Origin of the sequence: Peristeroidobacter soli, assembly GCF_004138485.1 — a bacterium.
Classification (GTDB): domain Bacteria; phylum Pseudomonadota; class Gammaproteobacteria; order Steroidobacterales; family Steroidobacteraceae; genus Steroidobacter; species Steroidobacter soli.
Genome location: NZ_ML142848.1, coordinates 1066126 through 1078962, shown reverse-complemented (window position 1 = coordinate 1078962; position 12837 = coordinate 1066126). Strand labels below are relative to the sequence as shown.

Below are 12837 nucleotides of genomic sequence, written 5' to 3'. Positions count from 1 at the left end.
CATGGAAGTATCCGGGAGTCCCAAAGAGCTGGCCCTGCTGCGGAGTTTCGCGCCGTTCGACGGCATGAAGCCCGAAAGCGTGGCTGTGTTCGCCCGGAAGATGACCCGGCGCCAGGCGCCCAAGGGTCGGCTGCTGTTCACCGAAGGCGACGAGGAAAAGCAGACCTTCTATCTGATCAGCGGCTCGATCGACCTGCTCGCCGAGGGTGAGATCGTCGGCTCGGTGAGGAGCGGCACGCCCAAATCCAAGAGCCCGCTGGCGCATCAGCTGCCGCGGCCCTATTCGGCGGTGGTCACTTCCGACCGGATCGAATATTTCCAGATCGACAGCGAATTCCTGGACGTCGCGGTCACGCTCGACCAGACCGGTGCCTACAAGGTGCTGGAGTTGAACGGCCTGGACGAGAACGCGCCCGGTCCGGACGACTGGATGACCGCGCTGTTGCAGACCAAGGCGTTTCACAAGATTCCGCCGGCCAACATCCAGGCCGTGTTCATGCGCCTGCAGCGGATCGATTGCCGCGCCGGCGAGGTGGTCATCAAACAGGGCGATATCGGCGATTATTTCTATGTGGTCGTCAAAGGCATCTGCCAGGTCGCGCGCGAGACGCCGCTCAACAAGGATGGCGTGCGGCTCGCCGAGCTCAAGATGGGCGATACCTTCGGTGAAGAAGCGCTGATCTCCGACGTGAAGCGCAACGCCACCGTGACCATGGTGACCGATGGCGTGCTGATGCGGCTGGCCAAGGACGATTTCCGCAAGCTGCTGCACGAGCCGCTGCTCGACTGGGTCGACTATGAGAGCGCCAAGCGCATCGTCGCCAGGGAAGAAGGGCAGTGGATCGATGTGCGCCTGCCGTCGGAGTTCGAGCACTACCGGGCCGAAGGCGCGATCAACATTCCGTTGCATTCGCTGCGCCTGAAAATGAAAGCGCTGGATCGCAATCGTCATTACATCGTTTGCTGCGACACCGGCCGTCGCAGCTCGGCTTGTGCCTACATTCTTGCGGAACGCGGCTTCAATGCCAGCGTGCTCCGCGGTGGTCTGGGCTCCACCGAGCTGGCCGCGCCTCGCTAACTGTCTCTCGCCGCCGCGGCTCTTTAATTTCATGAGCCGGCGGCCCAAGATGCCGTCTTCCAAATCCTATGGAGAGGGCCTCATGGGTTTCATGTTCCGTCCCGCGTCCTTGCTGAGCTGTCTGGCTCTGCTGCTGTCGTGCTCTGTGGTGAGTGCGCAGACGCCCGAGTCGAGCTTGAGCGCACTGATCGAGGAGTACGAGCAGTTGATCCGGAAGGACGATCCGGTGAGCGCGGGGCAGGAAGGAGATCGAGGGGCATTGCGACGGCTTCCCGATGTGCGGCCTGAGACACAAGCGGCGAATGCGAAGCAGCTGAAGAGCATCGGGGAGCGGCTCGCGGCGATCGACACCTCGGGCTTGTCCGAAGACGCGGCGTTGAATCATCAGTTGCTCACTGGCGTCGTCGTGCTTCATTCGGAACAACTCACACTCGATCTGCCGCGCATCCCGTTCGAGAACGACAGCGGCTTTCATACATTGCTCGACTATCTGGCGCGCACGACCACGATCGGTTCGCGTGACGACGCGGATGCATGGCTCGCTCGACTCGAAGCGACGCCGGCGTACTACGAGCAGAACCTCGCCAATCTGCAGCGAGGCATCAAGACCAAATACACGCAGCCGCGTATCGTGGCCGATCGCGTGCTCGAAGTGGCTCGCAAGGTGGCGAACACCAAGCCGGAAGAGAGCTCGCTGTTATTGCCGTTCGCGCGCATGCCGTCGAGCATCCCGGCCGCGGCTCAACAGGAATATCGCACCAAGGCGCTCGCGATCGTGCGCGATCGCATCCTGCCGGCGCAGAAGAAATTTGCCGATTTCATGGAGAAGGACTATCTGCGCGCCGCGCGGCCGAAGCTTGCGTGGCGAACGGTTCCGAACGGCGAGAGCTCCTACAAATTCTTCGTGCGGCGTGAGACCACCACGCAGATGACGCCGGATGAGATTCATCAACTGGGTCAGTCGGAAGTTGCCCGCATTCGTGGGCTGATGGAGCAGACCATCGCGGAGACCGGCTTCAAGGGCAGCTTCGCGGACTTTCTGAAAATGCTTCGCACCGATCCGCGCTTCTATGCCAAGACACCGGAAGAGCTGATGGAGAAGGCGAGCGAGATCGCCAAGCGCTCCGACGATCAGTTGCCGCGTCTGTTCGGCACGCTGCCGCGATTGCCCTATGGCGTGCGGCCGGTGCCGGCGGATATCGCGGACGGTTATACGACCGGTCGCTATTGGGTCGGCAGCATGCAGCAGGGGCAGGCGGGCGGGTACATGGTCAACACCTCGCATCTGGATCAGCGGCCGCTGTATGAGCTGCCGGCGCTGACCGTGCACGAGGCGGTGCCGGGCCATCATCTGCAGATCGCTCTGTCTCAGGAGCTGAGCGGCATCCCGTACTTCCGTCGCAATACCAGCCCGACGGCGTTCGTCGAGGGGTGGGGGCTGTATTCGGAGTTCCTGGGCGAGGAGATGGGGATCTATCGCGATCCGTACGAGCGTTTCGGTCGCTACTCCTACGAAATGTGGCGAGCCTGCCGCCTGGTGGCCGACACCGGCATTCACTGGCTGGGGTGGGATATTGAGCAGGCGCGTCGCTGCTTCACCGAGAACTCGGCGCTCGCGCCTCACAACATCCAGACGGAGCTCGAGCGTTACATCTCCTGGCCGGGCCAGGCGCTGGCGTACAAGATCGGTGAGCTGCGCCTGCGAGGTCTGCGTCGTGATGCGGAGGAGGCGCTCGGGGAGAACTTCAATGTGCGCGAGTTTCACGACAAGCTGCTCCTCAGCGGAGCGCTGCCGTTGGATGTCGTGAGCAAGCGCGTGCAGGCCTGGATCGCTGAGAAGTCGTCGTCGCGCACGCCCGGGCGGTCGGCGCTAGCGCCCTGATTCATGGCGAGCAGGAGGAGCCGCGTACCGTGCGCTTCGGTGTGAAGTACAATTTCTGAATGACAACGACGATCTATGGCATCAAAGCCTGCGACACCATGAAAAAAGCGCGCGCCTGGCTCGATGAGCACGGGGTGAAGTACCAGTTTCATGACTACAAGGTTTCGGGCATCGACCGCGAGCATCTGGAAGCGTGGTGTAAGAAGGCGGGGTGGGAGACCGTGCTGAATCGGGCCGGCACCACGTTTCGTAAATTGCCTGACGCGGACAAGGCCGATTTGAACGAGCGCAAGGCCATTGCGTTGATGCTGGCGCAGCCGTCGATGATCAAGCGGCCGGTGTTGGAGAAGGGGGCCAAGCTGTTGATCGGGTTCAAGCCCCCGGAATACCAGGCCGCCTTCGGCTAGCCCCATCGCCTTCGACTAGCGCTACGGCCTTCGGCTGACGCCACGGCCTTCGGCCAGCGTCCACTGCCTTCGGCTGACGCCACTGCCTTCGGCCGGTGCTCGCTGCCTTCGGCTACTCCCATCGCCTCCGGCTGACACCACCGCCTCTGGCTATCCAACCTCCGGGACACTGCCGGCCGCAGGCCCCGCAGGCCGCTGTAAACGGTTACAGGATCTGCCACACTCGGGGGCATGAGCACCACAGCCTTTGCCCCCAAGCCCATGAAGCTCAGCATCCTGACTGCGGCGTTGCAGGAGTTGACGCCTCGGGAGCGGCGGGATGCCGATCCGGATCTGGCCATCGAAGAGTGGCTGCAATTTGCTCGCGACATCGGCTCGCCGAACATTCAGCTGTCGTCGGCGTTGCATCCCACCGAAAGCGATGTGCCGGCCGAGGCCATGCTCGACCCCGTGGCGAACACGCTGGATCTGCGTCAGCCCTTCAACAAACAACGGGCGGCTCGCGTGCTGGCGGCCATGAAGGAAACCGGCGTCGGCCTGTCCGATCTCGGTTACTTCGACAACATGCTGGTGGCCGACCCCGCGGCACGTCGCAAGAAATATGACTTCATGTTGCGCGTGTTCGATGCTGCCGTGCTGTTGGGCACGGACGCGGTGTGCGGTTTCGTCGGTCGCAATCCGCAGCTGGAAATGGATCAGAACCTCATCATGTTCGAAGAGGCGTTCATTCCATTGCTCAAGGAAGCGAAGGCGCGCGGCCTGACCTATCGGGTCGAGCAATGTCCCATGCCCGGTTGGAATGTGCTCGATCGCTGGCACAACAACATCGCCTACGCGCCCGGCCCGTGGATTGCGTTACATCGGATTTGTGAGCGGCATGGCGTCGGCGATCAGTTCCGCATTCACTACGATCCATCGCATGCGATTCTGATGGGGCAGGACACGCGCTCGCTGTTTCAATATCTCAAGGATTCGGGTTACGCGTTTCTCATCGGCGGATTTCACGTCAAAGGTCAGGTCGTGGATTCGCGCGGCGTCGCTGCTTGGGGTTACGGCGGACAGACCCTGCAGCGGGGCGATTGGATCGACGGCAAGCCATCGCCCAATCCGGCCGATCAAGGCAATGCGTGGAAGAAACAAACGGTGCTGTGCGAGCACGAGCTGCCGGGCACGGCACGTCATGATCCGCTCGCGTATCTGCAGAACCGCAGTGTCGATTGGCTCGATCATCAGCTCGCCGCGCGTGAGCTGCTGTCGATCGATCCGGCCAAGACCTATCTGGTCGTCGAGCACGAATATCCGCCCGCTCGCATTCAGGACAAGGCCCGGCTTGCGCCCATCCTGCAAGGCTCGCTGGCGTTCGTGAAAGCCATCGACGAGGCGGCCGCGGCCATGTACGCGCTTCAGCACGAAGTACTGAAATCGCAGGGCATTCCCATTCAGGGCGTGGGGCGCGAAGCCTACCGGTCATGATCGGCAGCCAGGGCCTGCTGGCCGTTTTTGACCGCTGCCTGTCGACGGCGGCTCTCGTCCCCGGACCACGTGGCGCGCACCATGCGCTCACGTTGTCCTGGAGGAGTGGTCATGAAGTCCGCGTTGCTCGTCATCGATGTGCAGCAGTCGTTTACCCGCCGTCCGTATTGGAACGACGCCGAGCTGCCTGAGTTCGTCCAGAGTCTGCAGCAGCTGGTGAACCGTGCCCACAAGGCGGGACTGCCGGTGCTGCAGGTATTCCATGTCGATGAGGAAGGCGCGGAAAATCCATTTTCGCAGGAGTCCGGGCTGATCAAGACATTGCCGCAGCTGGAGGTCCGGCCCACCGAAGTGTTCACCAAGGCCGTGCATTCGGCCATGTTCGCGACCACTAAGAACGGCAAGAGTCTCGACTACTGGCTACGCACTCATGGCGTCGACCGGCTGATCGTAACGGGCATCCGCACCGAGCAGTGCTGTGAGACGACCACGCGTCATGCGTCGGATCTCGGCTATAGTGTCACGTACGCCATGGATGCCACGCTGACTTTTCCCATGGTGTCTGGATCGGGCCGCACGTATACGCCGGCCGAGATTCGCGACCGCACGGAGCTGGTACTGCAAGGCCGGTTTGCCCAGGTTCAGCACTCGGAAGCCGTAGTGATCTGAGGACCAACGCATGAGGACGGTGCTGTTCGCGCTGTTGCCTGAGGTCGTGCTGCTCGACGTGGCCGGTGCGGCCGAAGCGTTTCGGTTGGCCACCAAGCTCGTGCCCGGCAGCTACGATCTTCAGTTCGTTGGCAGCAGTTCCTCATTGCGTTCCTGCATCGGGCTGCAGCTTTGCGAGCTGCAGCCGTTGCCGGCCACCGTGCCGGACCATGCGATTGTCGTCGTCGCGGGGGTCACGACGGCCGCGTTCGATCTGGAATCGGAACCGTTCAAGCAACTGACCCGGTGGCTGCAGGTCATCGCTCGCAATGAAACGGTGACATTGATGTGTGTTTGCTCGGGCAGCCTGGTGGCTGCGAACGCCGGGCTGTTGCGCGGGCGTGAGTGCACGACACACCACGATCTGGTCAGTGAGCTCGCCAGGATCGAGCCGAGTGCGACGGTGCACGGCAATCGGATCTTCGTCGAGGACGGTCATGTCATGACGAGTGCCGGCGTGACGTCAGGCATCGACCTCGTGCTGCACATGATCGGTCAGCAATTGGGTCACAAGATTGCCGTGGCTGTGGCACGCGATCTCGTCGTTTACATGAGGCGGACCACCGCCGACCCGCAGCTCTCGGCGTGGGTCATGCACCGAAATCACATTCATCCCGCGGTTCACAAAGTCCAGGATGCGATTGCTCGCAATCCCGCCGCGGACTGGTCCTCTTCAAAGCTGGCTGCGATTGCTTGTATGAGCGCTCGAAATCTCGGCCGGCTGTTCGCGGAGCACGCAGGATGCTCGCCGCTCGATTACGTGCAGCGCCTTCGCGTGGCGGTGGCGCGAGAAATGGTCGCGAATAGTGATTTAGCGTTGGAGCGGGTCGCCGAGCGCAGCGGCTTCAGCTCCGCGCATCATCTGCGGCGAGTCTGGCGCCGTTGGGAGCGGGTGTCGCCGGCTGAGTTTCGTTCGACAGCTCGCTGACCGTCACCGATTCGAGCCCGCGCTGGCGCAGCCCTTCCAACAACAATGGCAGCGCTTCGAGAATCAGCGGGCGATGATGGTTCTCGCGATCGTGCCCGTCATGCAGTAGCACGATATCTCCTGGTCGGGCGCGATTCACCACGCCGTTCGCGACCGCGTGAGGATCGCGCGCCATGGTGTCTCTCGAATGGATGGACCACGCTACGACCTCGAGCTTGCGCTTGTGAGCCGCGCGTGACATCCCGGGACTCTTCAAGCCGACCGGCGGCCGATACAACGGCTCGCGTTTCGATTGCGTCACCGCCTGGATCAGCTGTGAGCAACGATCGATTTCGACGCCGTGCCCGGAGGCCGGATAGAAATTCTGAAACGGCGAGTGATGCCAGGAGTGATTGCCGATCTCGTGGCCTTCACGATGCATGCGCTCGCCCAACGCCCGATGTTTGTCCAGATAACGGCCAATGACGAAGAACGTCGCGCGGGCGTGGTACTTCGCGAGCAAATCCAGCACGGCGGGGGTGACCTCTGGATCGGGCCCGTCATCGAAAGTGAGTGCCACTCGCGGCCGGTCGGTTCGGCCCCGGACCAGCGTCGGGTACAGCAGCGAGGAGGCAGGGCGGAAGATGCCGTCCGCCACCAGCAGCGCATAGGCGCTCAGCGGCATTCCCAGGCCCAGCGCACCGGGGCCGAAAACCGTGGCGGAGCCGAGGGTTACAGCCGCACTGGCCAGCAGGAACTTATCGGCACGACACAGGCTCAACGGCGCAACTCGGTGGTGAAGGAAGCCCATGATGGCAAGCGCCATCGAAGTTGTCGATTGATGGGATTGCCAATGGCGATTGCCCGTGACTGCCCTCGGGCGCATGTTGGCTCACCAAGGTCACACTCCGAGAAGGAGAGGTTCATGAGCGATGGGAAGTTTGTCGCGGTAACGGACGCCAGCTTCAACGAGCAGGTGCTGTCCGCCGCGGGTCCGGTGCTGCTGAAGTTCGAAGCGGACTGGTGCGGTCCGTGCAAGGCGATGAAGCCGATGATCGAAGACATCGCGCGCGATTATGACGGTCGTCTGACAGTGAAGACCATCGACGTCGATGCCAACAATCAGACGGCGTATCGCTTCGGTGTCCGTGGCGTGCCGACGGTCCTGCTGTTCAAGGGTGGCGAAGTGGTCGGTCAGAAAGTCGGTCTGCCGCGCAAGGCGGATCTGACAGCGCTGATCGATGCGAAATTGTCCTGAGACGGACAGGCAATAACGTCCGACGGTAATTCCTACGTGCGCGCTGTTGCGTAGCGTAGTAGAAACAGATAGCCCCATCCGACAGCAGTCGGGTGGGGCTTCGATGTTTCAGGAATAATTAATCGATCAGGCCCGCAGAGGTGACCTGTGAAATCCGTTCGGGCGAATCGCCGTGGTGGCCAGCCGCGGCAACAGTCGCCACACAGGGACGGTGACGACCAGACTGGGGAAGAGGGATTGGGCTCGACGATCGTGCGACTGACGCTGGCGCATTGGCCGGCGGCGGCGGTATTGATCGACGAGTATGGACACATCACCGCGGGCAACCGTGCCGCCGCCAGATTGTTTGGCTACGAGCAGCGCGATCTGACTCAGTTCGCGATCGATGAGTTGATTCCAGCATGGCGCCCCCTGGATCGCGGTGAGTCGCTCGCGACCCGTCGACGCGCCACCGGACATCGTCTCGATGGCAGCACCTTCCCGTTGCGCTTCATCCAACTGCCGGTCGAGGCCGGCGATGCGCGATGCACGCTGATTGCCGTCAGGCCGCGAACCGGGCATCACCGTAGCGGTCATGTGTCGCACGTTCGCAATCGACACAGTGAGGAACGATTGCGGGCGGCGGTGAGAGCGGGGCGCATCGGCACCTGGGTTTGGGACCTGCACAAGCGCACCGTGTGGTGGGACAGCGCGATGTACAAACTTTGGGGGCAGCGTCGTCATCACGGAATATTGCCTATCGCCACGGCAACGGCGCTGTTGCATCCGGAAGATCGGGAGTGGGTTGGCCGCTCCATGGAAGAACATATCAAGGGCAATGCGCGCGAGATCTCGCTGGAGTTTCGTTTGCTCCGTCCCGACGGCGTCTCGCAATGGGTCGACGTCAACGGGCAGATCGAGCGGGACGAGCAGGGCGTCGCCACGCGGATGATCGGCGCGACGATCGATGTCACGGCGCGCAGGAACGCCGAAGATGCCTTGCATCACGCGCAGAAGATCGAAGCGCTGGGCACGCTCGCCGGCGGTATCGCTCATGACTTCAACAATATTCTGCTGGCGGTGGCCGGCAACACGCGTCTGGCGAAGCTGGAGCTGGCGCCCGAGCATCCGATTCAAAACAACCTGGCCGAGATCGCGAAGGCCACTGCGCGGGCCACCGATCTGGTCAATCGCATTCTGACCTTCAGCCGGCAGAACGATTGTCGTCGCGAAGTGCTTCAGCTGCAGCCCGCGGTGGAGGATGCAATCAAGCTGTTGCGTGCGACGCTGCCGGCGATGATCGAGATCAACACCCATTTCGCCGCAGCGTTGCCGTCGGTGCGGGCCGATGCGACCCAGATTCATCAGATCATGATCAATCTGGTGACCAACTCGGCACATGCCATCGGCGACGGCGCGGCCGGATGTATCAGCGTGGCGCTCGACGAGGTGCATGTCGCGCAAGGCGGGACTTTGACGCCGGAATTGAAAGCCGGTCGCTATGTGCGGTTGTCCGTGACCGATACGGGCAGTGGCATGGACAAGGCCACGCTCGATCGCGTGTTCGATCCGTTCTTCACGACGAAGCCGGTGGGGCGCGGCACGGGGCTTGGGCTCAGCGTGGTCGACGGCATCATGCGCAGCCATGAAGGATCGGTGCTTGCAACCAGCGAGCCCGGACGAGGTGCGACATTCAGACTGTATTTTCCAGCCGTCGATGCGGCCCCGTCGCCGACCCAGCCAGTGGTCGCCACCCCGCCAGCGCAAGGGCGCGGCCGGCGTGTGATGTATATCGACGACGAGGACGCGCTCGTCTATCTGATGATTCGCATGCTTCAGAAGTCCGGCTATCAAGTCACCGGCTTCACCGACGCCGAGCAGGCTTTGCAAGCCTTGCGTGAACAGCCGGCCGCCTTCGACGTAATCGTCACCGACCTGTCCATGCCGGGCATGTCGGGCTTCCACGTCGCGCAGGCCATTCGAGAAGTTCGTGCCGACCTGCCCGTCGTCGTCACCTCCGGCTACGTGCGCGCCGAGGATCGCGTGATCGCCAAGCAGGTTGGCGTCCGCGAACTCGTGCTCAAGCCCGATACCGTGGAGGAACTGGCCGGCGTGCTGGAGAGGGTCTTCGAAAGCTGAGCCTGTGGTCGCGGCGGTCTTGCAGGAAGCGGGCCCCGGGATGGTCTTCCTTGTAGCTCAGGTTGTGAATCTCTGTGCGACAAGCGCGGATCTGCGCTAGGGTCGCTTCCCCCATTCGTCATCGTTTGGAGCCATCGTGCGTCTCAAGCCTCTCGTCATCGCGAAGATCGTCCTATGCCTCGGCCTGACGACCGCGGCCTCGGCGGCCGAACAAGTCGACCTGCTGATCAACAACGGCGTGATTTACGACGGCAGCGGCGGCAATCCCGTCCAAGGTTCGGTGGCGGTACGCAATGGCCGTGTCGTCGCGGTCGGCAAGCTCGCCGATTACCAGGGCAAGCAGACTGTCGATGCCAAGGGGCTGGCGGTGGCGCCGGGCTTCATCAATACGCTGTCCTGGGCCACCGAATCGTTGATTTACGACGGTCGCGGCATGAGCGACATCAAGCAGGGCGTGACCCTGGAGATCTTTGGCGAAGGCACCTCGATGGGGCCGGTCAACGCCACGATTCGCGACGAGATGCTCAAGACCCAGGGCGATATCCGCTACGACATCAGCTGGACCACGCTCGGCGAATATCTGGACTTCCTGGTGAAGAAGGGCATTTCGCCGAACATCGCTTCGTTCGTCGGCGCGGCCACGGTTCGGCAGCACGAAATCGGTTTCGCCAACCGCGCGCCCACGCCGGAAGAGCTGAAGCGGATGCAGGATCTGGTTCGTCAGGCGATGCGCGAAGGCGCGCTCGGCGTCGGCAGCTCATTGATCTACGCGCCCGGCAACTATGCGAAGACCGACGAGCTGATCGCGATCACCAAGGCGGCTGGTGAATTTGGCGGCGCTTACATTTCACACATGCGCAGCGAAGGCGACCGGTTCCTCGAAGCGCTGGACGAGCTGTTGCTGATCTCGAAGCAAGCCAAGGTGCCGGCGCAGGTCTATCACTTGAAGGCCGCGGGCAAGAAGAACTGGCCGAAGATGCAGCAGGCCATCGACAAGATCGAAGCCGCTCGCAAGTCCGGTCAGAAGATCACCGCCGATATGTATGCCTACACGGCGGGCGCCACTGGCCTCGATGCGGCCATGCCGACGTGGGTACAGGAAGGCGGTATCGATGATTGGGTCGCGCGCTTGAAGAAGCCTGAGATCCGCGCGCGTGTGCTCAAGGAAATGCGCGATCCGAACGCCGACTTCGAAAGCCTGCTGCAAGGGGCGGGCGATGCCAGTCGCGTGCTGTTGATCGGTTTCAAGACGGACAAGCTCAAGCCGCTCACCGGCAAAACGCTGGCCGAAGTCGCCAGGATGCGGGGCGTGTCGCCGGAAGATGCGGCGATCGATCTGGTCATCGAAGATCACACGCGCGTCGGCACCGCTTACTTCCTGATGTCGGAAGAGAATGTGAAGCTCGGCCTGTCGCAGCCTTGGGTGAACATCGATTCGGATGCGGAAGCTTCGGCGCCGGAAGGCCCGTTCCTGCTCAGCAATCCGCATCCGCGTACCTACGGCACGTTCGCCCGCTTCCTCGGCAAGTATGTTCGCGATGAGAAAGTGACGACGCTGCAGGATGCGATCCGTCGTCTCACCAGCCTGCCGGCCGAGACGTTCAAGCTGACCCATCGCGGTTGTCTGAAGAAGGAATGCTTCGCCGACATCGTGGTGTTCGATCCGAAGACCATCCAGGATCACGCGACCTTCGAGAAGCCGCATCAGTACGCGACCGGCGTGCAACACGTCTTCGTGAATGGCGTGCAGGTGCTTCGCGACGGCGAGCACACCGGCGCGAAGCCCGGCCAGGTCGTGCGTGGACCTGGCTATCAAAAGACGGCGGCGACGAGCACGCGTTGAGCGTGCCCGTCGTCAGGGCCCATCAGACTGGCGGCGGATTGCGTTCCTTGAAGTCGCGCTGATGCCAGTACGGATAGGCCAGCGGCGTCGCGCTGGCCTCATCCAGTTTCTTCACCTGCTCGGCCGTGAGATTCCAACCCAGCGCGCCGAGGTTCTGTTTCAGCTGCTCCTCGTTGCGGGCGCCGACGATGACGTTCGCAACGGTCGGTCGCTGTAACAGCCAGTTCAGAGCGATCTGCGGCACCGTCTTGCCGGTTTCCTTCGCCACTTCGTCGAGCGCGTCCACGACCTTGTAAAGATACTCGTCCGCGACCGGCGGTCCTTTGTCGATGCTCAATTGCGAGCGCAGGCGCGAAGTTTCGGGCAGCCCCTGACCGCGCCGGATCTTGCCGGTCAGCCGGCCCCAACCCAGTGGACTCCAGACGATGGCGCTGACTTTCTGCTCCACACCGAGCGGCATCAGCTCCCATTCGTAATCGCGGCCGATCAGCGAGTAATACGCCTGGTGCACGACGTGGCGGTTCCAGCCATGGCGATCCGAGGCGGCCAGCGACTTCATCAAGTGCCAGCCGGAGAAGTTCGAGACGCCGGTGTAACGAAGCTTGCCCGCGCGCACCAGGTCGTCGAGGGTTTGCAGCGTCTCTTCGACCGGAGTGAGCGCGTCGTAGCCGTGCAGTTGGAAGATGTCGATGTAGTCGGTTCCCAGACGGCTCAGCGCCTTGTCGACCGCGCGCACCAGGTTGAAGCGCGAGGAGCCCACGTCGTTCGGGCCCTTGCCGTGGCGGAAGGTGGCCTTAGTGGAAATGATGACCTGATCGCGCCGGCCCTTGATGGCCGCGCCCAGGATCTCTTCTGCGGCACCCCCCGAGTAGATATCGGCGGAGTCGAACATGTTGATGCCGGCGTCCAGGCAGATGTCGACCAGCCGGGTCGCCTCCCGGGCGTCGTTCTCTCCCCAGCTCTTGAAGAACTCACCTTTGCCGCCGAACGTGCCGGTGCCGAGGCTGAACACCGGGACCCTGAAACCCGATGCGCCCAATTGCCTGAATTCCATCGCCGTCTCCTGTAAGACCTGAAACGCGGGGCGACTGTAACGCATGGACTCGTGAAGCGGGTTCATGGGGGTCTTTATGGTCCACCCGCCAGGCTGGTATCTTGCCCGG

11 protein-coding genes are annotated in these 12837 nt (G+C 62.5%); 9 read left to right on the top strand and 2 right to left on the bottom strand.

The genetic code is table 11. The features are described 5' to 3' along the window. Nucleotide 1: 1 nt before the first annotated feature. The 6 genes from EKO19_RS04395 to EKO19_RS04370 all read left to right on the top strand — a co-directional run bounded on the left by EKO19_RS04395 (nt 2) and on the right by EKO19_RS04370 (nt 6476). Complete coding sequence (locus EKO19_RS04395) at nt 2-1078, top strand: cyclic nucleotide-binding domain-containing protein (protein ID WP_129775170.1); 1077 nt, start codon at nt 2-4, stop codon at nt 1076-1078. Nucleotides 1079-1160: 82 nt separating this feature from the next. Continuing rightward, on the top strand, nt 1161-2960 hold the full coding sequence (locus EKO19_RS04390; RefSeq protein ID WP_217705115.1) for a DUF885 domain-containing protein: 1800 nt from the start codon (nt 1161-1163) through the stop codon (nt 2958-2960). 59 nt (nt 2961-3019) lie between these two features. Beyond that, entirely contained in the window at nt 3020-3367 is a 348-nt protein-coding gene (locus EKO19_RS04385) for an ArsC family reductase (protein WP_129775169.1), read from the top strand. Nucleotides 3368-3598: 231 nt separating this feature from the next. Beyond that, nucleotides 3599-4840 carry a sugar phosphate isomerase/epimerase family protein gene (locus tag EKO19_RS04380; protein WP_129775168.1) on the top strand — a complete coding sequence of 414 codons (1242 nt, stop codon included), beginning with the start codon at nt 3599-3601 and terminating at the stop codon, nt 4838-4840. A 111-nt stretch (nt 4841-4951) separates the two neighbouring features. Then, complete coding sequence (locus EKO19_RS04375) at nt 4952-5509, top strand: cysteine hydrolase family protein (RefSeq protein ID WP_129775167.1); 558 nt, start codon at nt 4952-4954, stop codon at nt 5507-5509. 10 nt (nt 5510-5519) lie between these two features. Beyond that, nucleotides 5520-6476, top strand: coding sequence for a GlxA family transcriptional regulator (locus EKO19_RS04370; protein WP_129775166.1), 957 nt, complete (start codon nt 5520-5522; stop codon nt 6474-6476). On the opposite strand, the gene EKO19_RS04365 is transcribed toward EKO19_RS04370, so the two are convergent. Continuing rightward, complete coding sequence (locus EKO19_RS04365; RefSeq protein WP_157995116.1) at nt 6394-7281, bottom strand: polysaccharide deacetylase family protein; 888 nt, start codon at nt 7279-7281, stop codon at nt 6394-6396. The two genes, EKO19_RS04370 and EKO19_RS04365, sit on opposite strands and share 83 nt — an antisense overlap. A gap of 99 nt (nt 7282-7380) precedes the next feature. Here EKO19_RS04365 and EKO19_RS04360 point away from each other — a divergent pair, with 99 nt between their 5' ends. From EKO19_RS04360 to EKO19_RS04350, 3 genes are all read left to right on the top strand, one after another. Next, the gene (locus tag EKO19_RS04360; protein WP_129775164.1) at nt 7381-7713 is read left to right on the top strand and encodes a thioredoxin family protein; all 333 of its coding nucleotides are present in this window, start codon (nt 7381-7383) and stop codon (nt 7711-7713) included. 237 nt (nt 7714-7950) lie between these two features. Beyond that, the gene (locus tag EKO19_RS04355; protein WP_175596951.1) at nt 7951-9831 is read left to right on the top strand and encodes a hybrid sensor histidine kinase/response regulator; all 1881 of its coding nucleotides are present in this window, start codon (nt 7951-7953) and stop codon (nt 9829-9831) included. Nucleotides 9832-9967: 136 nt separating this feature from the next. Next, on the top strand, nt 9968-11674 hold the full coding sequence (locus EKO19_RS04350; RefSeq protein WP_217705114.1) for an N-acyl-D-amino-acid deacylase family protein: 1707 nt from the start codon (nt 9968-9970) through the stop codon (nt 11672-11674). Nucleotides 11675-11696: 22 nt separating this feature from the next. On the opposite strand, the gene EKO19_RS04345 is transcribed toward EKO19_RS04350, so the two are convergent. After that, nucleotides 11697-12728: an aldo/keto reductase gene (locus tag EKO19_RS04345; protein ID WP_129775161.1), complete on the bottom strand. Its 1032-nt coding sequence runs from the start codon at nt 12726-12728 to the stop codon at nt 11697-11699. Nucleotides 12729-12837: the final 109 nt, after the last annotated feature.

Bases quoted from the DNA above. Each gene is read 5' to 3' on its own strand.
- EKO19_RS04360 (WP_129775164.1), top strand. From the start codon at position 7,381: ATGAGCGATGGGAAGTTTGTCGCGGTAACGGACGCCAGCTTCAACGAG.
- EKO19_RS04345 (WP_129775161.1), bottom strand. From the start codon at position 12,728: ATGGAATTCAGGCAATTGGGCGCATCGGGTTTCAGGGTCCCGGTGTTC.
- EKO19_RS04385 (WP_129775169.1), top strand. From the start codon at position 3,020: ATGACAACGACGATCTATGGCATCAAAGCCTGCGACACCATGAAAAAA.
- EKO19_RS04380 (WP_129775168.1), top strand. From the start codon at position 3,599: ATGAGCACCACAGCCTTTGCCCCCAAGCCCATGAAGCTCAGCATCCTG.
- EKO19_RS04390 (WP_217705115.1), top strand. From the start codon at position 1,161: ATGGGTTTCATGTTCCGTCCCGCGTCCTTGCTGAGCTGTCTGGCTCTG.
- EKO19_RS04375 (WP_129775167.1), top strand. From the start codon at position 4,952: ATGAAGTCCGCGTTGCTCGTCATCGATGTGCAGCAGTCGTTTACCCGC.
- EKO19_RS04365 (WP_157995116.1), bottom strand. From the start codon at position 7,281: ATGGCGCTTGCCATCATGGGCTTCCTTCACCACCGAGTTGCGCCGTTG.
- EKO19_RS04370 (WP_129775166.1), top strand. From the start codon at position 5,520: ATGAGGACGGTGCTGTTCGCGCTGTTGCCTGAGGTCGTGCTGCTCGAC.
- EKO19_RS04395 (WP_129775170.1), top strand. From the start codon at position 2: ATGGAAGTATCCGGGAGTCCCAAAGAGCTGGCCCTGCTGCGGAGTTTC.